The 20000-nt window shown below is 46.2% G+C and carries 19 protein-coding genes, 1 tRNA gene, 2 rRNA genes, 1 other RNA gene and 1 other annotated feature (2 of these 24 running past the window's edge); of the genes, 5 read left to right on the top strand and 18 right to left on the bottom strand.

The window, feature by feature from the left end; genetic code table 11:
* The 8 genes from LG330_RS00190 to tadA form a co-directional block, all read right to left on the bottom strand.
* Positions 1-122: the 5' portion of a pro-sigmaK processing inhibitor BofA family protein gene (locus LG330_RS00190; protein ID WP_404406586.1), read on the bottom strand. The gene continues 133 nt to the left of window position 1, outside the view; 122 of the gene's 255 nt are visible here — the first part of the coding sequence; it begins with the start codon at positions 120-122; the stop codon falls past the left edge of the window.
* A gap of 182 nt (positions 123-304) precedes the next feature.
* Entirely contained in the window at positions 305-520 is a 216-nt protein-coding gene (locus LG330_RS00185) for a YaaL family protein (RefSeq protein ID WP_404406584.1), read from the bottom strand.
* Between the two features lie 24 nt (positions 521-544).
* Positions 545-1141, bottom strand: coding sequence for a recombination mediator RecR (recR, locus tag LG330_RS00180; RefSeq protein WP_041120745.1), 597 nt, complete (start codon positions 1139-1141; stop codon positions 545-547).
* Positions 1142-1144: 3 nt separating this feature from the next.
* Entirely contained in the window at positions 1145-1465 is a 321-nt protein-coding gene (locus LG330_RS00175) for a YbaB/EbfC family nucleoid-associated protein (RefSeq protein ID WP_039806113.1), read from the bottom strand.
* A gap of 20 nt (positions 1466-1485) precedes the next feature.
* Positions 1486-3174 (bottom strand): DNA polymerase III subunit gamma/tau, encoded by a 1689-nt coding sequence (gene dnaX / locus LG330_RS00170; protein ID WP_404406581.1) that lies wholly within the window; start codon positions 3172-3174, stop codon positions 1486-1488.
* A gap of 99 nt (positions 3175-3273) precedes the next feature.
* Entirely contained in the window at positions 3274-4662 is a 1389-nt protein-coding gene (locus LG330_RS00165) for a BCCT family transporter (protein WP_404409457.1), read from the bottom strand.
* Positions 4663-5121: 459 nt separating this feature from the next.
* Positions 5122-5386: signal recognition particle sRNA large type (gene ffs / locus LG330_RS00160), an RNA gene on the bottom strand.
* Between the two features lie 73 nt (positions 5387-5459).
* Positions 5460-5954, bottom strand: a complete 495-nt coding sequence (gene tadA / locus LG330_RS00155) for a tRNA adenosine(34) deaminase TadA (RefSeq protein ID WP_404406579.1) — start codon at positions 5952-5954, stop codon at positions 5460-5462.
* Positions 5955-6041: 87 nt separating this feature from the next.
* Between tadA and LG330_RS00150 the strand changes: the two genes are divergently transcribed.
* The 4 genes from LG330_RS00150 (at position 6042) to LG330_RS00135 (ending at position 9382) form a co-directional block, all read left to right on the top strand.
* Entirely contained in the window at positions 6042-7325 is a 1284-nt protein-coding gene (locus LG330_RS00150) for a glycosyl hydrolase family 18 protein (protein ID WP_404406577.1), read from the top strand.
* 142 nt (positions 7326-7467) lie between these two features.
* Positions 7468-8109 (top strand): deoxynucleoside kinase, encoded by a 642-nt coding sequence (locus LG330_RS00145; protein WP_404406575.1) that lies wholly within the window; start codon positions 7468-7470, stop codon positions 8107-8109.
* Positions 8106-8774 carry a deoxynucleoside kinase gene (locus tag LG330_RS00140; RefSeq protein ID WP_404406573.1) on the top strand — a complete coding sequence of 223 codons (669 nt, stop codon included), beginning with the start codon at positions 8106-8108 and terminating at the stop codon, positions 8772-8774. Before LG330_RS00145 ends, LG330_RS00140 begins: the two co-directional genes overlap by 4 nt.
* 425 nt (positions 8775-9199) lie before the next feature.
* A complete protein-coding gene (locus LG330_RS00135; protein WP_041120737.1) occupies positions 9200-9382 on the top strand; it encodes a BhlA/UviB family holin-like peptide in 183 nt (60 codons plus the stop codon).
* Between the two features lie 114 nt (positions 9383-9496).
* On the opposite strand, the gene LG330_RS00130 is transcribed toward LG330_RS00135, so the two are convergent.
* The 8 genes from LG330_RS00130 to guaB all read right to left on the bottom strand — a co-directional run bounded on the left by LG330_RS00130 (position 9497) and on the right by guaB (position 17619).
* Complete coding sequence (locus LG330_RS00130; RefSeq protein WP_404406571.1) at positions 9497-10051, bottom strand: sigma-70 family RNA polymerase sigma factor; 555 nt, start codon at positions 10049-10051, stop codon at positions 9497-9499.
* Positions 10052-10264: 213 nt separating this feature from the next.
* Positions 10265-10357: transfer RNA gene (locus LG330_RS00125), tRNA-Ser, on the bottom strand.
* 60 nt (positions 10358-10417) lie between these two features.
* Positions 10418-10855 (bottom strand): DUF4395 domain-containing protein, encoded by a 438-nt coding sequence (locus tag LG330_RS00120; RefSeq protein WP_404406569.1) that lies wholly within the window; start codon positions 10853-10855, stop codon positions 10418-10420.
* Between the two features lie 281 nt (positions 10856-11136).
* A complete protein-coding gene (serS, locus tag LG330_RS00115; protein ID WP_404406567.1) occupies positions 11137-12414 on the bottom strand; it encodes a serine--tRNA ligase in 1278 nt (425 codons plus the stop codon).
* A 109-nt stretch (positions 12415-12523) separates the two neighbouring features.
* Positions 12524-12738: a binding site (T-box leader), on the bottom strand.
* A 54-nt stretch (positions 12739-12792) separates the two neighbouring features.
* Entirely contained in the window at positions 12793-13380 is a 588-nt protein-coding gene (pdxT, locus tag LG330_RS00110) for a pyridoxal 5'-phosphate synthase glutaminase subunit PdxT (protein WP_404406565.1), read from the bottom strand.
* Positions 13381-13396: 16 nt separating this feature from the next.
* Entirely contained in the window at positions 13397-14278 is an 882-nt protein-coding gene (gene pdxS, locus LG330_RS00105; protein WP_404406563.1) for a pyridoxal 5'-phosphate synthase lyase subunit PdxS, read from the bottom strand.
* A gap of 281 nt (positions 14279-14559) precedes the next feature.
* Positions 14560-15921, bottom strand: a complete 1362-nt coding sequence (locus LG330_RS00100) for a D-alanyl-D-alanine carboxypeptidase family protein (RefSeq protein ID WP_404406561.1) — start codon at positions 15919-15921, stop codon at positions 14560-14562.
* A gap of 234 nt (positions 15922-16155) precedes the next feature.
* Complete coding sequence (gene guaB, locus LG330_RS00095) at positions 16156-17619, bottom strand: IMP dehydrogenase (RefSeq protein ID WP_404406559.1); 1464 nt, start codon at positions 17617-17619, stop codon at positions 16156-16158.
* A gap of 115 nt (positions 17620-17734) precedes the next feature.
* On the opposite strand from guaB, the gene LG330_RS00090 reads away from it, so the two are divergent.
* Positions 17735-18397, top strand: coding sequence for a YaaC family protein (locus tag LG330_RS00090; protein ID WP_404406557.1), 663 nt, complete (start codon positions 17735-17737; stop codon positions 18395-18397).
* 122 nt (positions 18398-18519) lie between these two features.
* On the opposite strand, the gene rrf is transcribed toward LG330_RS00090, so the two are convergent.
* Positions 18520-18635 (bottom strand): 5S ribosomal RNA (rrf, locus tag LG330_RS00085).
* Between the two features lie 185 nt (positions 18636-18820).
* Positions 18821-20000, bottom strand: a 23S ribosomal RNA gene (locus tag LG330_RS00080); it runs 1747 nt beyond the window's last position.

Here is a 20000-nt window from a genome sequence, read left to right as displayed (position 1 = left end):
AACCCGAGCCCCACTACCCATTTCGTCCCGATCCGCCACAGCCATTTTAAAAAAGGAACGGTCCCTACCGCCAGAATCAAAATGACAGTCGTGAGCGTCCCCAGCACCCACAGCCAGATCATGTACACTCCTCCCCTTTTGGAAGTTAGAAAGTTGTCCAGCTTCAGGCGCTAGCCCCTCGAGTCATAAGCCACTCTGAGAAAACGGGATAGGTCGCCCGTTTCTCTCAGTGCGTCTTATGCTGATCGGGGCTGATCAAGCGCCTTACGCTTTTCGTCTTATACATATCTTATGTGGACGTTATTTACTTTATGACAATTTTTCTGTGGCGGGCTTCTTTAAATAGATAAAAGTAGCGTGCTTCGGCCATTTTTTCTTCAGCAAGCATCTGCGGGCTTTTTTCAAAGCTCAGATTTGACAGGTTTTTTTGCTGCTGCCATTCTTCTCTGGCTTGTTGCATCAGTTGGACGAGCCGGTCGTCATACTCTTTTTTCAGCTTTCCTTTTTTGCGAAACAGCATGGCGCAAGCTCCTTTGAATCGGTGTTATACGTCTCTTCTGCCTTCAAGTGCTTTTGAAAGCGTGACTTCATCCGCATACTCGAGATCTCCGCCAACAGGGAGACCGTGCGCGATACGGGTTACTTTAATGCCTGAAGGGCGCAGCAGTCTTGAAATATACATCGCTGTCGCTTCACCTTCAATATTCGGATTTGTCGCTAAAATGACTTCCTGGACTTCATCATCCTGAAGTCGCTTCAGAAGATCCGGCACATTGATGTCTTCCGGACCAATACCGTCCATTGGTGAAATTGCACCGTGAAGGACGTGGTAAAGCCCTGTATATTCTCTCATTTTTTCCATTGCAATCACGTCTTTAGGGTCCTGAACGACACAGATAATCGAACGGTCGCGCTTTTGATCTTCACAGATATAGCATGGATCCTGGTCTGTAATATGTCCGCAAACAGAGCAAAATCCGAGATTCCGCTTGGCGTTGACCAGCGCTTTTGCGAAATCGAGCACTGTGTCTTCTTTCATTCCTAATACAAAAAACGCCAGCCGGGCCGCTGTTTTCGGCCCAATGCCTGGCAGTTTCATGAAGCTGTCAATCAGCTTGGATATCGGTTCCGGGTAGTGCACGTATTAAAACATCCCCGGGAGGTTCATGCCTTTAGTGAACTGTCCCATTGTAGAATTGGTCAATTCGTCAGCTGCCTTCATTGCCTCGTTTGTTGCGGCTAAAACAAGGTCCTGTAGCATTTCGATGTCTTCCGGGTCTACAACTTCTTCTTTAATTTCAACATCTACAACTTCCTTGTGACCTGAAACAGTGACTGTTACCATTCCGCCACCAGCTGTACCAGTCAGACGCTTTTCTCCAAGCTCTTCCTGTGCCTTTGCCATTTGCTTCTGCATTTTCTGCATCTGCTTCATCATACCTTGCATATTTCCTCCACCACGCATGTGTATTACCTCCGAATAATTTAGTCTTGAATATCGAGTAAGTCTGAGCCGACAAGTTTCCTTGCTTCTTCAATCAGCGGATCTTCCTTCGCTTCCCCTTCATTCTCATCATCTTCCTGATTTTGAATAAAGTCTTCGCGAATCTCAAGCCACTGATCTTCCGGAACACCGATCACTGAATAAAAAGTGCCTGTAAGCTCCTGAAGAATGGAAGGCATTGTGTCAGTCAGCTTATTGTTTTCCATTGCCATTTTGCAATGAATCTCATATTTGAATTTTAACACAAAAGTGTCCTGCGATGCTGCAACTGGCTCAGCTTCATTTAAAAGAGCTGTGAGCGACCTCAGCTGCTGACGGTTCATACTCTCAAGCATGTCACCCCAGCGGTTTTTGATCTGTGATATGTCATCCTTCGTTGCATTTCTGAGCACTTCTTTAATCCGGCCTGTCGGTGCTTTAAACGTACTTTGGCGCGTCTGCTTTTTTGCTGCAGGAGCTGAGGGTTGAGCCGATTCTTCCTGAACGCCGTTTGTTCTCAGGTTTTTCAGTTCACCTTCAAGCTGATTCACGCGGTTGATGAGCTGCTGCAGATCCGGAATATCCACTGCCTGCGCAGTCTTTGGCCGCTCCGACTGAGAAAGCTTCACAGCCGCTACTTCCAAATGGGTTCGTGCGTGATTCGAGAGTCTCATTTCCTGCTGCGTCTTGTTCAGCACTTCAATGTACTGATAAAGCAGCTCAGACGCAACAGACTCTGCGATTTCTTTGAACGCTTCATCTGACAATACGCGCTCAAGGGAATCCTCAAGCTCTGGTGCTGTTTTATAAAGCAGCAGATCACGGCTGTATAAAATCAGGTCTTCAATCAATCTTAAAGGGTCCTTTCCTTCTTCTAGCAGACGGTGGATCGCATCAAGCGCTGAAGCTGTATCCTGATCAATAATGGCTTTGACGAGATTCGTCAGCTGTTCCTGTCCAATGGAGCCTGTTACTGTCAGTGCATCATCAACCGTTACCTGCTCACCGCTGAATGAGATGGCCTGGTCAAGTAAGCTGAGTGCATCACGCATTCCGCCTTCAGCGGTCCGTGCGATAATGTGAAGCGCTCTTTCTTCAACCGTTACACCGGATGATTCCGCAATATGCTGCATTCTCCCTGTGATGTCATGGGCAGTGATTCTCTTAAAATCAAAACGCTGACAGCGGGAAATGATGGTCAGTGGGATTTTGTGCGGTTCAGTTGTTGCGAGGATAAAGATGACATGCTTTGGCGGTTCTTCCAGCGTTTTAAGTAACGCATTAAAAGCCCCGGGCGTCAGCATATGCACTTCATCTACGATATATACCTTGTAGCGCCCTTCATTCGGCGCGTATTTTACTTTGTCACGGATATCACGAATTTCGTCGACACCGTTATTTGAAGCGGCATCGAGTTCTATGACATCAGAGATTGAGCCATCTGTAATCCCCTTACAGATCGCACACTCATTGCACGGTTCTTTTACTGGTGCATGCTCACAGTTCACCGCTTTGGCTAAAATTTTCGCCGCACTTGTCTTTCCGGTACCACGGGGGCCGGAAAATAAATAAGCATGGGAGATTTTTTCCTGTAAGAGGGCGTTCTGCAGCGTTTTTGTCACGTGCTGCTGCCCTACAACGTCAGCAAATTCCTGTGGGCGCCACACGCGGTATAACGCTTGATAAGCCATTGTGTACCCTCCTCATCTGTAATGAATTCCTCCCTTCAGTATAACGCAAATCTGTGCTGCTGACACTTTAAAAAGAGAGGAATTCACCCGGAAGTCAATCTATGATTTTTTACCTTTCACTTCTTTATTTAACGTTTTCCAAAGCCCGACACACATCAGGATGACAATGACTGAAAGCGGCAGCGCACTGATCACTATGGCAGTCTGGAATGCCTGTAATCCCCCGACTAACAGCAGAATCGCTGTAATCGAAACAAACAGCACACCCCATGTGATTTTAATTCTTGTTGACGGGTTCAGATTCCCATTTGTTGACTGCATCCCTAATACGAAAGTGGCTGAATCAGCTGTTGTCACGAAGAAGATTGTGACAATGACAATCGTGAAAAATGACATAAATGTTGTAAATGGCAGCTCCTGCAGCACAAAGAATAGTGCCGTCTCAAGCGATTGCGCAGATACTTCAAGTCCTTCATACAGCTCATAGTAAATCCCCGTTCCGCCGACAAAAGCAAACCAGATGAACATGACAAAACTCGGTACCAAAATCACCCCGACAATAAATTCGCGGATTGTTCTCCCTTTAGAAATACGGGCAATAAACATACCGACAAACGGTGTCCATGAAATCCACCACGCCCAGTAGAAAATCGTCCATCCTTCCGTCCAGCTTGAAGCCTGATCATTTACAGGGTTCACCTGAAGCGACATCGGAATAAAAATAGATAAGTACTCAGCAAGACCTGACACAAACATATTCAGCATAAAGAGTGTCGGTCCTGTAATAAAGATAAAAACGAGAAATATAAACGAAATAGATATATTAATCGTACTTAAGTATTTGATTCCTTTATGAATCCCGGTAGACGCTGAAATCACGAAGATCACTGTAATGATCAGCATGATAATGAGCTGAACCGTAAAATTGTAAGGTGCATCAAATAAGAAGACAAGTCCTGAGTTGACCTGCTGGGCACCAAGTCCGAGGGAAGCTGCAACACCAAACAGTGTGGCAAAAACAGCGATAATATCAACTGCGTGACCAATTGGCCCTTTTACCCTGTCACCTAATACAGAATAAAGCGTAGAACTCATTAACCCTGGAGTATGATAGCGGAATTGCTGGAGTGCAAGCGTAAGTGCAACAAGTGCGTAGATCGCCCATGCGTGAAAACCCCAGTGCAGCCACGTGTAGGCAACACCACTCACAGCATCAGCGGGTGTTCCACCTTCCCCATAAGGCGGTGATGAAAAGTGACCGATCGGCTCTGATACACCGTAAAAGAATAGCCCAATCCCGATTCCTGCTGAAAACAGCATTGAAAACCAGACCGGTCTGCTGAACTCAGGCTTTCCATCCTGTGGTCCAAGCTTAATTTTACCGAAGCGGCCAAATGCAAGATACACCGCAAAAATAAACATACCCCTTACAAGCAGCTGGTAATACCACCCGAACGTTTCAAACATAAATGACTGCGAGTCCGACAGAAATCGTCAATACTGGCGATTTTTTCGAATTCATTCGTCTTCCCCTTTTCAATTGTAATGTATTTAAGGTTAACATACCTTTAAAAATGATTCAGGAAACGTCCAAATAATGGGATTTTCGAGGGATTTTGATGAGTTATGTATGCTGTTGTGGCGGGGTTCGGAGAATAATGAATGGTGTTCGGAGAAGTACGCCTGTGGTTCAAAGAATAGTGTAATTTGACCTCCTCCAGACCGCGCTGCACTTCGCCGGTCGGGGGCGGTTCGCTTTTCAACCATGCTGGTTCGGCGTTTAACATAAAGGGTTCGCGCTTTAAAGCACCACGTTCGACGTTCACCGGCCAATGTTCGACACTTCAGGTACTCAGGCCTCCCCAGCCCGGCAGAGACCCAAAATCCCAAAACAAAAAAGCCACCCCGGAAAATCCGAAGTGACTTTGATTATATAAAATTAAAATGCCGTGCACCTTCTGTCGACTGACAGCCCCATGCGTTACTCCTGCAGTTAGCTCGGTTCAGGCAGCCCCGCGGCACATGAGAGGTTCCACTTAATGCTGCTTCCTTCCGGACCTGACATGGTTCATGAATTCCCATTGCGCAGGACCCAAACGTCAACACCACTTACAGAAGGCAGACCATGAAGCATGGCAGCCTCGAGAAGGGATTCAGTTTCGCTAGAGCGGATTGCGAATACAGGGCACCGCTAATTCCCCACCTAGCACGGCAAAAATGAGACCAATAATCATTTGCGTCTTTTGACAACGCAAGATTTAGTATACTACCTGCAGACAGAAAAATCAATCAGGATCTATTAACATCTGCTTCTTCAATTTCTTTTCCTCACGCAGCCCTCTGAAAAAGTCTGTCAGCATCTGTCCGCACGCTTCTCCAAGCACATCCGGCACGACTTCACACCGGTGATTAAATCGGTCATCCTCCAGTAAATTCATCAGACTGCCTGCACATCCCGCCTTCGGATCACGTGCCCCGTATACGACGCGGTCCACCCGCGAAAGCAAAATTGCTCCGCTGCACATTGGACAGGGCTCAAGCGTGACATAAAGCGTAGTATGTTCAAGCCGCCAGCTGCCAACAGCATCACATGCTTTTTCGATTGCGAGCAGCTCAGCATGCGTGACAGCGTTCTGCGTTGTTTCACGCAGGTTATAAGCGGAAGCAATCATCTCGTCACCTTTGACAATCACAGCTCCGATCGGCACTTCACGAATCGCTTCAGCTTTTTTCGCTTCCGCAATTGCCTGCTGCATCCAGTATTCATCGCGTTCAGTCATCACATTCTTCCTTTGCTCATTTTTTTCTGATCTTATCATATAGTTGAAAATAGCGTCTATATTCTCTATAAGGGAAAGGAGTTCCTTATGCAAATTCACGTCGTTCAACCGGGTGAGAACCTGTTTACAATCAGTGCCCTTTATTCCATCACTCCCCAGCAAATTGCAGATGCCAACCAGCTGCCAAACCCCGATCAGCTCGTCCCGGGTCAGGCGGTCGTTATTCCGATTACCGGAAGCTTTTATTTTGTACAGACAGGAGACTCTCTTTATTCAATTGCCCAAAAAGCCGGCGTCACCTATCAGGAACTCGCATCAATTAATGGACTGTCACCTGAGCAGCCGCTTGCGATCGGCTGGCGGCTTTATTTACCCCCAAAGCCAAAGACGTCTGCAGAGTTTAATGCATATGCAGAGCCTTTTGGAGAGACGGTTTCTGAAAATATCCTGCTCCGCACAAGGGAAGCCGCTCCTTATCTGACCTACCTTGCCCCTTTCAGCTTTCAGGCTAAACGTGATGGCTCACTCAGCACGCTTCCGGTCGAACCGTTTGTGCAGATTGCCGAAGAGAACCGGAACACCCTGATGATGGTGATCACGAACCTTGAAGAAGGTGGATTTAATGATGAGCTCGGCAGGATTCTTTTAAATGATATGACGGTGCAGAATAATCTTTTGGATCATATAGAAACAACTGCTAAGCAATTTGGATTTCGTGACATTCACTTTGATTTTGAATATCTGCGCCCCGAGGATGAGGAGGCGTACACCGCATTTTTAGCAAAAGCAAAAGAACGCTATTCACAGGAAGGCTGGCTCGTGTCAGCTGCACTTGCCCCAAAAACGCGGGCGGATCAGCCTGGGAGATGGTATGAGGCACATAATTACAAAGCGATTGGCGAGATTGTGGATTTTGTTGTGATCATGACGTACGAATGGGGCTATAGCGGAGGACCCGCGCAGGCAGTTTCCCCGATTGGTCCGGTAAGAGATGTGCTTGAATATGCGCTGACTGAAATGCCTGCGAGTAAAATTATGATAGGTCAGAACCTTTACGGCTATGACTGGACGCTGCCATTTGTCCAGGGGACCCAGGCCCGTGCGATCAGTCCGCAGCAGGCCATTGAAATCGCTGCAACCCAGGGTGTGCCGATTCAATATGATACTACATCCCAGGCACCTTTTATCGAGTATACGGCTGACGGGAAGGATCATATTATCTGGTTTGAGGATGCCCGGTCGATCCAGGCAAAATTTGATTTGTTAAAAGAACTGAATTTGCGCGGGATGAGTTACTGGAAGCTTGGCCTTTCTTTTCCGCAAAACTGGCTGCTCCTCGGCGACCAGTTCACCCCTGTTAAGCTCAGATAATTATTTCATAAGGACAAGGTGCGTGATATCACGTTCCTTGTCTTTTTTCGTCTAAATCTGCCTACTTTTCGCCTGGTGTATATGGTACAATTACGGGTGCGAACTGAACCGGCTTGACTGGAGAATAAGGAGGAAAACGAGAATGACGACCATTCCGTTTGTGACTGTGGAAGGGCCGATTGGCGTCGGAAAGACGTCTCTTGCTAAAGCCATTTCCGAACACTTTGATTTTCATTTATTAAAAGAGATTGTCGATGAGAATCCTTTTTTAGATAAATTCTACTCAAACATTGATGAGTGGAGCTTCCAGACAGAGATGTTCTTTCTCTGCAACCGCTATAAACAGCTGAGCGATATTCAGCGTCACTACCTGTCAGCACATAAGCCTGTCGCTGCAGATTACCACATTTTCAAAAATATCATTTTCGCCAAACGCACGCTGCGTCCCGAGGAATACGATAAGTACCTTGAAGTGTACCGCATTTTAACGGCTGATATGCCAAAACCGAATGTCGTTGTGTACCTTCACGCAAGCCTTGAGACATTACTGAAGCGCGTCAAGCTGCGCGGACGCGAATTTGAAAGAGATATGAGCCCGCTATACTTAGAGCAGCTCTCAGCAGATTATGAGGAATTCATTCATCACTTCGAAAAAACGCATCCGGAAATTCCGGTACTGCGGATCAACGGTGACGACATTGATTTCGTCAACTACGAGCAAGACCTCGGACTAGTCCTTCAAAAGGTCGAAGAATCATTACTTAAAAGGAGTACTACACTATGAACGCACGTGAACGATTCGGCATCCCGAATGATGCTGTCATTACAATCGCAGGAACTGTCGGCGTCGGAAAATCAACGATGACGCAAAAAATCGCTGAACACTTACAGTTCAGAACATCTTTTGAAAAGGTTGAAGCCAATCCCTACCTGGATAAATTCTATAAAGACTTCGAAAAATGGAGCTTCCATCTACAGGTTTATTTCCTGGCAGAACGCTTCAAGGAACAAAAGCGCATGTTCGAATACGGCGGCGGCTTTATTCAGGACCGCTCGATCTATGAAGATACAGGCATTTTTGCGAAAATGCATTACGAAAAAGGTACGATGTCTCCGGTCGATTATGAAACGTATACTAGTCTGTTTGAAGCAATGGTCATGACGCCATACTTCCCGCACCCGAGTCTGCTTGTGTATCTTGAAGGATCGATTGATGATATCGTAACGCGCATTCAGGCAAGAGGCCGCCCGATGGAGCAGGAAACACCGCTTGCTTACTGGGAAGAGATGCACGGGCGCTATGAGAACTGGATTGATTCATTCAATGCATGCCCTGTGCTGCGCCTGAATATTAACGATTATGACCTTGTGAAGAATCCGGATTCGATTGATCCGATTCTTGAGAAGATCGGTTCGTTTATTCAGCAGACTTCTCTTTTGAAGAAGTAAGTTTTTAAAGAATCGCTGGCTCTTTCCGTAAAGGACTTCGCTTTCCGCGGACGAACGCTCAAGCCTCCTCGGGCAGAAAACCACTGCCCTGCGGGGTCTTTCCCGATCGTTTTTCCGCAGGAGTCTTCGTCCTTTACTCCAAGAGCCAGCTGAGTGAGTATTAAATCATCTTACTTTTATTGTTTTATTTGATATAAGCCAAACTTTGAATCTGCACAGCTGATGGTTGGAGCGGAAGGGGGCGACTCCTGCGGCAGGAAGGGACGTGTGAGACCGAGCACGGCGAAGCCTGCGGGCTCACCGCCCGGCCGCGGAAAGCGTCCCCCTGAAGTGGAAATCTTCAGCCAATTTATATAAAATTCAAACCCACCGTTTACAAAACGACTTGATCCTCCTTTTATATAGAGTAAAAGGGGGATTTTTTGATGGAGAAAATTTTGATAGATGTATTGTCGACGCAGGGTGTGTTTGCGGTTTTGTTTGCGGGACTGTTGTTTTACGTGCTGCGGATGAATAAGGAGCGGGAGGATAAGTTTTTTGAGACCAACCGGAAACTTGAGGAGACACTGCAGCTGATTGAGATGCTGCTGAAGAAGGATGGACGGTAAGAAAAACCCGGCGGTGTGCCGATACGCCGCCGGGTTTTCCATGTATGAATTTTCGTCTCAAATAAGCTATAATTGAGACAGGGAAAAGGAGCATCTGTTCTTGTGGTCTGGTCACTACTTTGAATCTGATGGCTTCCTTTTCTCTTTTTCGTGTCCAAAATAAAGACATTTCATTTTCTCAAGCGCTCTGTTTTTCGTCTGATTCACCGCCTGTCTTGAAATCTTCATATATTGGGCAAGTTCTGTCGCAGATAAATCACTCACATACATACACTCAATAACAAACGACTCCTGACTGGTCAGCACCTCCATCATTTCAAGCAGTTCAATCTCCGAATTCATTGCTGCTTCATCTGCTACATTTTTCACCTCAAAAGCTTGTTCAATTTCGATCTTTTTACTATTCTTTTTTGATAAACGGATAAATTCATACTTTAATGATTTTGCCAGATAGCTGAAGATAATTTTATTATTGTCTTTTAATTGTTCGAGCGGCATTTTTCGGGCAACCTTCAGTAAATGTAGCTTCAAATCCTGTTTGGTATCTTCCCCATCGAGAATCCGGCCGTATTTGTGAATGATCGGTTCGAACGTCGACAGCAGCTCCAATGTCTCTCTTTCCCCACCACTCCGCATTTTCACAGCGATATCATATAAACTTTTTTGCATATCATCACTCCTTTTTCACATTATACCAAACATACGTTCTTATTTTTAGTATTAGGAGTCGGGAAAATTCACGGTTTTTTGCGAAAAAGAAAAATAGCACCCTTTTTACAGAGTGCAGCCGGCAGAGAATGATCATTTTTATATACAAAAAAGCCACTGCCTAAGCAGTGACTTTCTCCAATTTATGCGCGTTGATGTTTAATTTAAAAATTATGGAGGAGGTAGAGGGATTCGAACCCCCGCGGGCTGTTACACCCCTGTCGGTTTTCAAGACCGATCCCTTCAGCCGGACTTGGGTATACCTCCCTGTCGACAAGAAACATAATATCATGGATTAATAGTTCCAGTCAATCTTTTTAAAAAGATTTATGAAAAATTTTTAGATGCTTTTGTTCGGCGATACTGCCACTGCTTCCACTGGAAACGGATAAAGCATCCGACACAAAAGCCCATGATTGCAACTGATGCCGCAGTCACAACCATTATTGTAAAGGTATACGCTGCAATTGTCCACCCAAAAGTAAAAGAAATGTAGCCGCCGGCAAGGAAAAATACAGCCAGTATCTGATTAAAACGCTGGTCCGAACGATCCTCAGGAATATAGCTGTTCATCGGCTTCTTTAAAAACTGCTTAGCCAGACGCATAACCGGATTAAAATTAAATAATACGCCTCCAAGACCTGCAAGGAGTGGAATAAGTAATAAGTGATGAAGTCCAGTAATCCAGACTGCAGCAACAGTAAGAACAATGGTCCATTGGTTTGCCCGGACGAGTGGACGCGGGATGGAAGCAGATGCTGCCATTTATATCATACCTTTCTGATTGGAATATAAGTTTATAAAACATCATACGCCGGATGGTATTGAAACGTCAAGTGGGGAGTTTTTCGGGGATAATGGGTGTGGGCATTCGTTTGGTTGGGTTGTTACCTGTTGGATGGGTAATTGCTACAACCTCCCTAGTGGATTACTACATCATGACGCCAGATTGCTACAATTCCAGCTACAATTGCTACATCTGCACCGGCCCCGAGTGCAGCACATCATAAAAAGAGCCGCCCCACCCCGGGACAGCTCTAACTTACTTATTTAGAAATAACCTTCTTACCACCCATATAAGGCTGCAGTACTTCAGGCACCACTACACTGCCGTCTTCCTGCTGGTAGTTCTCTAAGATTGCAGCGACTGTACGGCCGATTGCAAGACCACTGCCGTTTAGCGTGTGCACGTGTTCTGGCTTTGCATTTGGCTCGCGGCGGAAGCGGATGTTTGCACGGCGGGCCTGGAAGTCTTCAAAGTTACTGCAAGAAGAGATTTCGCGGTAGGTGCCGTAGCTTGGGATCCATACTTCAATGTCGTATTTCTTCGCAGCTGTGAAGCCTAGATCTGCTGTACACATGCTCATAACACGGTATGGAAGCTCAAGCAGCTGAAGTACTTTTTCAGCGTGGCCAGTCAGTTTTTCAAGCGTTTCGTAAGACTCTTCAGGTTTCGCAAAACGAACAAGCTCGACTTTGTTGAACTGGTGCTGACGGATCAGTCCGCGTGTATCACGGCCGGCAGAGCCAGCTTCAGAGCGGAAGTTCGCGCTGTAAGCCACATATGCTTTTGGCAGCTCATCTATTTTTAAAATTTCGTCACGGTGATAGTTTGTGACAGGTACCTCAGACGTCGGTACAAGGAAGAAGTCCTCTTTCTCAATACGGAAAGCATCCTCTTCAAACTTCGGCAGCTGACCTGTACCTGTCATACTTGCACGGTTCACAAGGTATGGCGGCAGCATTTCAGTGTAGCCATGCTGATCCTGATGTAGGTCCATCATGAAGTTGATCAATGCGCGCTCAAGACGTGCACCTGCGCCTTTATAAAAAACGAAGCGGCTGCCTGTTACCTTTGCGGCACGTTCGAAATCAAGCATTTCAAGGTCAGTTGCCACGTCCCAGTGAGGCTTTGCTTCAAAATCGAAGTCACGGATCTTACCCCAGTTGCGGATTTCAACGTTATCATCCTCAGTATCGCCAATCGGCACACTGTCATGCGGTACGTTTGGAATAGACAATAGCAGCGTTTCGAGCTTCTCTTCCACTTCACGCAGACGTTCATCAATTTGCTTGATCTCATCACCAAGACCACGCATTTCAGCAATCACGTCGTCTGCATTCTTCTTTTCGCGCTTCATCTGTGCAATTTCCTGAGATACTTCATTACGGCGGCTCTTCTTCTCTTCTGTCTTCGTAATCAGCTCACGGCGTACCTGATCGAGTGCCTGGAACTGATCGAAATCCTTCAGATCCTCCCCGCGCTTCGCCATCTTTTCTTTTATTTCTTCAAAATTGTTACGTAACCTTTTTAAATCCAACATGGTAATTCCTCCTTTTGGTTAGTTGAAAAGCTGTGGGTAGAGGCGGGTCTGTCCCGGGTCTACCTTCTCCTGCAAACACAAAAAACTCCCGCCCCTTATTATAAAAATAATAAGGGACGAGAGTTAAAGCCCGCGATACCACCCTGGTTGAAAGCACGTGTGTACTTTCCGCTTAAGGCATAACGGTGCCTGCCCGTGGAATCTTACTATCATTTCAGATTCCCGCTCCAGAATGGATTCACGAACGTCTTATGCCTGCTTGCACCGACCGCAGGCTCTCTTGAATAAGCACATTTCGCTACTGCTTTCTGTCACAGCTTTTCGTTTGTTTTGATAAAAATTAGGTTACTACATGACCCGGAAAAGATCAACTGTTTTTTAAATGACAACTGCTGGTGACTCAACCATTTTAATGAAATACTCAGTTAAACGGTGGTCATCTGTCAGCTCCGGATGGAATGAGCAGCCAAGGTATTGTCCGTGGCGTGCAAGCACGATCCGGTCATTGTGTGTTGCAAGTATTTCTGTATCAGGACCGGCTGATACGATGTGCGGTGCACGGATGAAGACTGCAGTATAAGGATCTCCTTCAACGCCTGTAATCGAAAGGTCCGCTTCAAAGCTTTCCTTTTGACGGCCGAATGAATTTCGCTCAACGACTACATCCATCACACCAAGATGCGGCTCATCATACCCGACAATTTCTCCCGCAAGCAGGATCAGCCCGGCACACGTGCCAAACATCGGCTTGCCTGAAGCAGCAAATGCTCTTAGCGGCTCCATCAAACCATATACATCAATCAGGCGGCGCATCGTTGTGCTTTCTCCGCCTGGTAAAATTAAACCGTCAATTTCAGAGAGCTGTTCTGCTTTCTTCACGACAACCGCTTTGGCACCGCCTGCTTCGATTGAACGGACATGTTCGCGAACCGCTCCCTGTAAACCTAAAACACCAATTGTTGTCATGATGATCAGCCCTTTCTTACCAACCGCGCTCCTGCATGCGGTCTTCTAGTGAAATTGAAGAGATTTCCATCCCTTTCATTGCTGTACCAAGCTCTTTTGATACTTTTGCAATTAACTCGTAATCCTGATAGTGTGTTGTTGCTTCAACAATGGCACGTGCAAACTTTTCAGGGTTATCAGATTTAAAGATACCTGATCCAACGAATACACCGTCAGCGCCAAGCTCCATCATCAGTGCAGCATCCGCTGGTGTTGCAACACCGCCTGCAGCGAAGTTTACAACCGGCAGACGTCCAAGTTCTTTAATCTCTAAAAGAAGGTCAAATGACGCACCAAGCAGCTTCGCTTCAGTCATCAGCTCATCCTTAGACATATTCACAACTTTACGGATCTGACCGTTTACTTTACGCATGTGGCGTACTGCTTCAACGATGTTACCTGTTCCAGGCTCACCCTTCGTACGAAGCATTGACGTTCCTTCACCGATACGGCGCGCTGCTTCTCCAAGGTCGCGGCATCCGCATACGAATGGTACTGTGAAATCACTCTTCATTAAGTGATATTCTTCATCCGCCGGAGTTAATACTTCACTTTCATCTATATAATCTACGCCCATTGATTCAAGTACACGAGCTTCTGTAATATGCCCGATTCTTGCTTTTGCCATGACCGGAATACTTACCGCGCTCATAACCTCTTCTACAATGCGAAGATCTGCCATACGGGCAACTCCGCCGTCTCTGCGAATATCAGATGGCACACGTTCAAGTGCCATAACTGCTACGGCACCTGCTGCCTCTGCTAACTTAGCCTGTTCTGCGTTGACAACGTCCATAATCACGCCGCCTTTTTGCATTTCAGCCATTCCTCTTTTTACACGATCCGTACCTGTATTCATGGTAAAAGCCTCCTTCATCCTGTAGAACAGTCCCGCGAAGGCCGGGGTCAGACCCTGCACTTCGCTGGAACTGGTAAATTTTGAAATAGTCTTGTGATCAGAATACTGTCCAGCTCTTAACGCTTAAACAGCGCTTTATGCTTTTCATTATCCCAATCTTTATCTTCACTAAAAAAGCACGCCATGTCAAGACATGAAGTGCTTTTAACATGTGAAATTGTGCTAAAAACCTTGAATACTGCTTGGTTTTAGTGCATTAAAGCGTGACACAAAAAAATTTCTTAGAACCAGCCTTTTACGGTTGTGGCGATTGTATCCCAAAGTCCACCGAAGAAACCGCCTACTGCACGCATGCTGAGTACAAACCAGTTCGCTTTTTCAACTGACTCAGTTGTGACCACTTCAGCTTCAAGAGATGATGCCATACTGTCATCCAAGAAACCATATTCTCCGCCTGCAGCAGCCATGCTAATCGTACCAACCTGGGCACCTTCTTCAATCGGTGCTGTCAACTCGCCATCTTCATTTAAAAGAGACTCATCAAGAATCAGCTCAGGAGTGAATTCAGCAGGGTCCTGATCGTTTTCTAAAATCACTTGTACAGGCTCAGTGGACTCGATTGCCACTGAATCTTCAGTACCTTTATCAACAGCGAGTGTTTCTTCACCTTCTACCGTGTAGTTCGCAGGCAGAATTTCCTGCATAGAGAAGTTATCAAATCCGTAGTCAAATAATTCTGCTGTCGCACCAAAACGTGCACTATATGAACCGACACCATTTTCGTCTGTCGCATTCATCACAACTGAGATCAGGCGCATGCCATCACGTTCAGCTGTTCCTGTAAATGTGTATCCGGCAAAATCAGTTGTGCCTGTTTTAATACCATCTGCACCTTCATATTCAAATACGAGGGACGGGAGCATGAAATTCCAGTTATCCATGTTTGTTGCGTCCTCTGTACCTTCACGGAATACTTTATTAGGAATACTTGAAGTTTCAAGTACTTCCGGGAAATCATTTAATAAATGATAGGCAAGTTTTGCAGTCCCGCGTGCTGACATCACATTTTCTTCATCAACACCGGTGCTCTCAGGATGATAACCCATCATATCTGAGTTGTTCAATCCACTGGAATTCACGAAGTTATAATCTTCAAGTCCAAGTTCAGCCGCCTTGTCATTCATCATCTTCACAAACTCATCTTCAGAGCCGGCTACCGTTTCTGCAAGGGCAATTGTCGCCGCATTTGCAGAGTAGATCACCATGGCTTCATAAAGCTCCTGAATTGAATATTGCTCACCATTACGTAATGGAACGTTACTTAGTGATGTATCCTGAGAAATTTCATACGTTTTATCTGTTACGGTATATTGATCCTCCCAGGATACCTCGCCGTTTGCGATCGCTTCAAGAAGAAGGTATTCAGTCATCATCTTTGTCATACTTGCAATTCCAAGCTGGGTATCTGCGTTTTCAGCAAATAATACTTTACCTGTGTCAGCTTCAATCAGAATAGAAGCGTCCACTTCCCAGTTCTGAATCACATTTGCCTTTGCCTCGTGCGTAAAAGCACTGCTTCCAAAAAATAATCCAAACGCAAGCGCACCAGTTGTTACCTTGCGTAATACTTTTGTTTTAAACATGTTAAACCTCCGATATGTTCTCTGTGTCCGATTGCATGCGCTAATTTCCCTGGTCATATGCCTTATATCTGACCAGGGCTGAACAAGGCGCTTCCGCTTTTCTATGTACACCTTTGTAATTTTATCACAAACAAATACCAAAAAGTATAGACAGAATAGCACTGTTCCGTGACAAAAAAGCAGGACTCCTGTAAGAATGGAGTCCTGCCCGAATGTGTAAATTGATTCATTTGATTACATAGAGTAGTTTGGTGATTCTTTTGTAATCTGTACATCATGTGGATGACTTTCGCGTAAGCCTGCACCCGTCATGCGGATAAACTGAGCTTCTTCACGCAGCTCATGAAGATTTTTCGAACCACAGTAGCCCATTCCGCTGCGGATTCCGCCTACCAGCTGATACACTGTGTCAGCAAGCGGTCCTTTATAAGCTGTACGGCCTTCGATGCCTTCAGGTACAAGCTTCTTCGCATCTTCCTGGAAGTAACGGTCCTTTGAGCCTTTTTCCATTGCGGCCATTGAACCCATTCCACGGTAAACCTTGAAGCGGCGTCCCTGGAAGATTTCCGTTTCACCAGGACTTTCAGTCGTACCGGCAAGCAGACTTCCAAGCATCACTGCATGTCCACCGGCAGCCAGTGCCTTCACGATATCTCCTGAATACTTGATTCCACCATCGGCAATAATAGACTTACCGTGTTTACGTGCTTCAGTTGCACAATCATAAACTGCCGTAACCTGAGGAACACCAACACCCGCAACAACTCGTGTCGTACAGATTGAACCTGGACCGATCCCAACTTTCACAACATCAGCACCAGCTTCAATCAATGCTTTAGTTCCTTCAGCTGTCGCAACGTTTCCTGCGATAATCACAACATCAGGGAATGAGTTGCGGATCAGTGCGATCGTATCAAGCACACCCTGTGAATGACCGTGCGCTGTATCGATCACAAGTGCATCAACACCTGCTTTTACGAGCTGCTGTACGCGCTTTTCAGCATCTGCTGTTACACCAACAGATGCTGCTACTAAAAGACGTCCCTGTGAATCCTTCGCAGAATTCGGGAATTCAATCACTTTTTCAATATCCTTAATCGTGATTAACCCTTTTAAAATGCCGTTATCATCAACTAAAGGAAGTTTTTCTATTTTATATTGTTGAAGAATCTTTTCAGCTTCATCTAAAGTTGTACCAACAGAAGCAGTTACAAGATCTTCTTTAGTCATAACATCATCGATCTTCATTGAGTAATCCTGAATGAAACGAAGATCACGGTTTGTAATAATACCAACCAGCTTCTGCTCATCCATATCATTGACAATCGGAACACCTGAAATACGATATTTGCCCATTAAATGCTCTGCATCAAATACCTGATGATCAGGCGTTAGGAAGAACGGGTTTGTAATAACGCCACTTTCAGAACGTTTTACGCGCTCAACATGCTCAGCCTGTGCTTCGATACTCATGTTCTTATGAATCACACCAAGGCCGCCAGAACGAGCCATTGCAATCGCCATTGCAGCTTCAGTCACCGTATCCATACCTGCACTGATAATCGGTACATTTAATTTAATTGTATCCGTAAGCTCCACTGACAGATCAACATCACGCGGTAATACCTCAGATTTAGCCGGGACCAGCAGCACATCATCAAACGTCAAACCTTCTTTTGCAAATTTCGTTTCCCACATTGTCAATTTCCTCCCCGTCTCGAAAAATATTATTGTAAGGTTATCAGCCGGTTCCGCGCGTGTCAATATTGAAGGAATAAGTTCGATTATTAAGAATAGTTGGGAGATTTTTAGTATGACGTCTGACTTTGATTGGAATCACTACCTTCCTTTGTATGCGAAACACTATGTCATTCAGCATTTATACAAGCACTATTCAATAGAAGCTTTCGATCATCCAGAACAATTTGCCACCCAAAAAGCTGCATCTATATGTGCACATATTGAACACGCTGAACGGTTCTATCAGCAGTCAGCCCAGTCAGCAGTCTGCATCCAGCCCGTCATGCAATTTTACGGCATGACCCATCTTTTAAAAGCTGCGATCACGATGAAAGACCCCTTTCATCCTGAAAAATCAAACCAGCTTGCACACGGCGTTTCCTCCCGCAAAATTAAAAAGAAACACTACAGCTTTTTAGAAGATACAGTCAAAATTCAAAAGCATGGACTATACACAACATTCTCAGAAAAACTGCTGCACTGCACACCACTAACTACAACCTGTACTATGCAGCAATTATTCAATTCATTGCATGATCAATATTCGTCCACCCATACACTGCAGGTGCACTACCTGATCCTCTACAACCTCAGCATGCTCGCCCGCTACGAAACAGAATGGTGGCATACATGCATGACCTATAGAGAAACATTGGATTACCCGGTGATTAAAAGCTTTCTCACCGATTCAGCACGTCAAGTGCCTGAGGAGATGATGGGTTACTTATTAAAATAATGGCCCTTGGCCTTACCTGCAATTGGGACTTTGTCATTTTCTAAATGCCTTTGGGATCCTGTCCCTTCAAAAGTTTTTAAACGCACAAAAAAAGCCCTCCCACTCAAGGGAAGACTCAGTTTGCCTAGCGACGTCCTACTCTCACAGGGGGAAACCCCCAACTACCATCGGCGCTGAAGAGCTTAACTTCCGTGTTCGGCATGGGAACGGGTGTGACCTCTTCGCTGTCATCACTAGACATAAGGCTCGCGCCTTCAAAACTGGATACGTTCATCAAAGTAAGGAGATTGTCGAGAATCAACCTAGTCCAGTTTCAGCTCCTAGCTTTTCGGCTGCTTCACCCTGCCTGTTTGAGACTGACGTCTCATCCATTCAGGCTTCCACCAGCTCTCAAAGCTGACCAGTCGCTTCCACTTTCTTATATTGGTTAAGTCCTCGATCGATTAGTATTCGTCAGCTGCACATGTCACCATGCTTCCACCTCGAACCTATCTACCTGATCATCTTTCAGGGATCTTACCACTTGCGTGTGGGAAATCTCATCTTGAGGGGGGCTTCATGCTTAGATGCTTTCAGCACTTATCCCGTCCGCACATAGCTACCCAGCGATGCCATTGGCATGACAACTGGTACACCAGCGGTGCGTCCATCCCGGTCCTCTCGTACTAAGGACAGCTCCTCTCAAATTTCCTGCGCCCACGACGGATAGGGACCGAACTGTCTCACGACGTTCTGAACCCAGCTCGCGTACCGCTTTAATGGGCGAACAGCCCAACCCTTGGGACCGACTACAGCCCCAGGATGCGATGAGCCGACATCGAGGTGCCAAACCTCCCCGTCGATGTGGACTCTTGGGGGAGATAAGCCTGTTATCCCCGGGGTAGCTTTTATCCGTTGAGCGATGGCCCTTCCATGCGGAACCACCGGATCACTAAGCCCGTCTTTCGACCCTGCTCGACTTGTAGGTCTCGCAGTCAAGCTCCCTTATGCCTTTACACTCTTCGAATGATTTCCAACCATTCTGAGGGAACCTTTGGGCGCCTCCGTTACTCTTTAGGAGGCGACCGCCCCAGTCAAACTGCCTGCCTGACACTGTCTCCCACCCGGATTACGGGTGCGGGTTAGAAGTTCAACACAGCGGGGGTAGTATCCCACCAATGCCTCCACCGAAGCTGGCGCTCCGGTTTCCAAGGCTCCTACCTATCCTGTACAAGCTGTGCCAAAATTCAATATCAGGCTGCAGTAAAGCTCCACGGGGTCTTTCCGTCCTGTCGCGGGTAACCTGCATCTTCACAGGTACTATAATTTCACCGAGTCTCTCGTTGAGACAGTGCCCAGATCGTTGCACCTTTCGTGCGGGTCGGAACTTACCCGACAAGGAATTTCGCTACCTTAGGACCGTTATAGTTACGGCCGCCGTTTACTGGGGCTTCAATTCGCACCTTCGCTTGCGCTAAGCACTCCTCTTAACCTTCCAGCACCGGGCAGGTGTCAGCCCCTATACTTCACCTTACGGTTTCGCAGAGACCTGTGTTTTTGCTAAACAGTCGCCTGGGCCTATTCACTGCGGCTCTCTCGGGCTTGCACCCTAATAGAGCACCCC

Origin of the sequence: Jeotgalibacillus malaysiensis, assembly GCF_044789845.1 — a bacterium.
Taxonomy (GTDB): domain Bacteria; phylum Bacillota; class Bacilli; order Bacillales; family Jeotgalibacillaceae; genus Jeotgalibacillus; species Jeotgalibacillus malaysiensis_A.
This window is presented reverse-complemented; position numbering and strand designations above follow the sequence as displayed.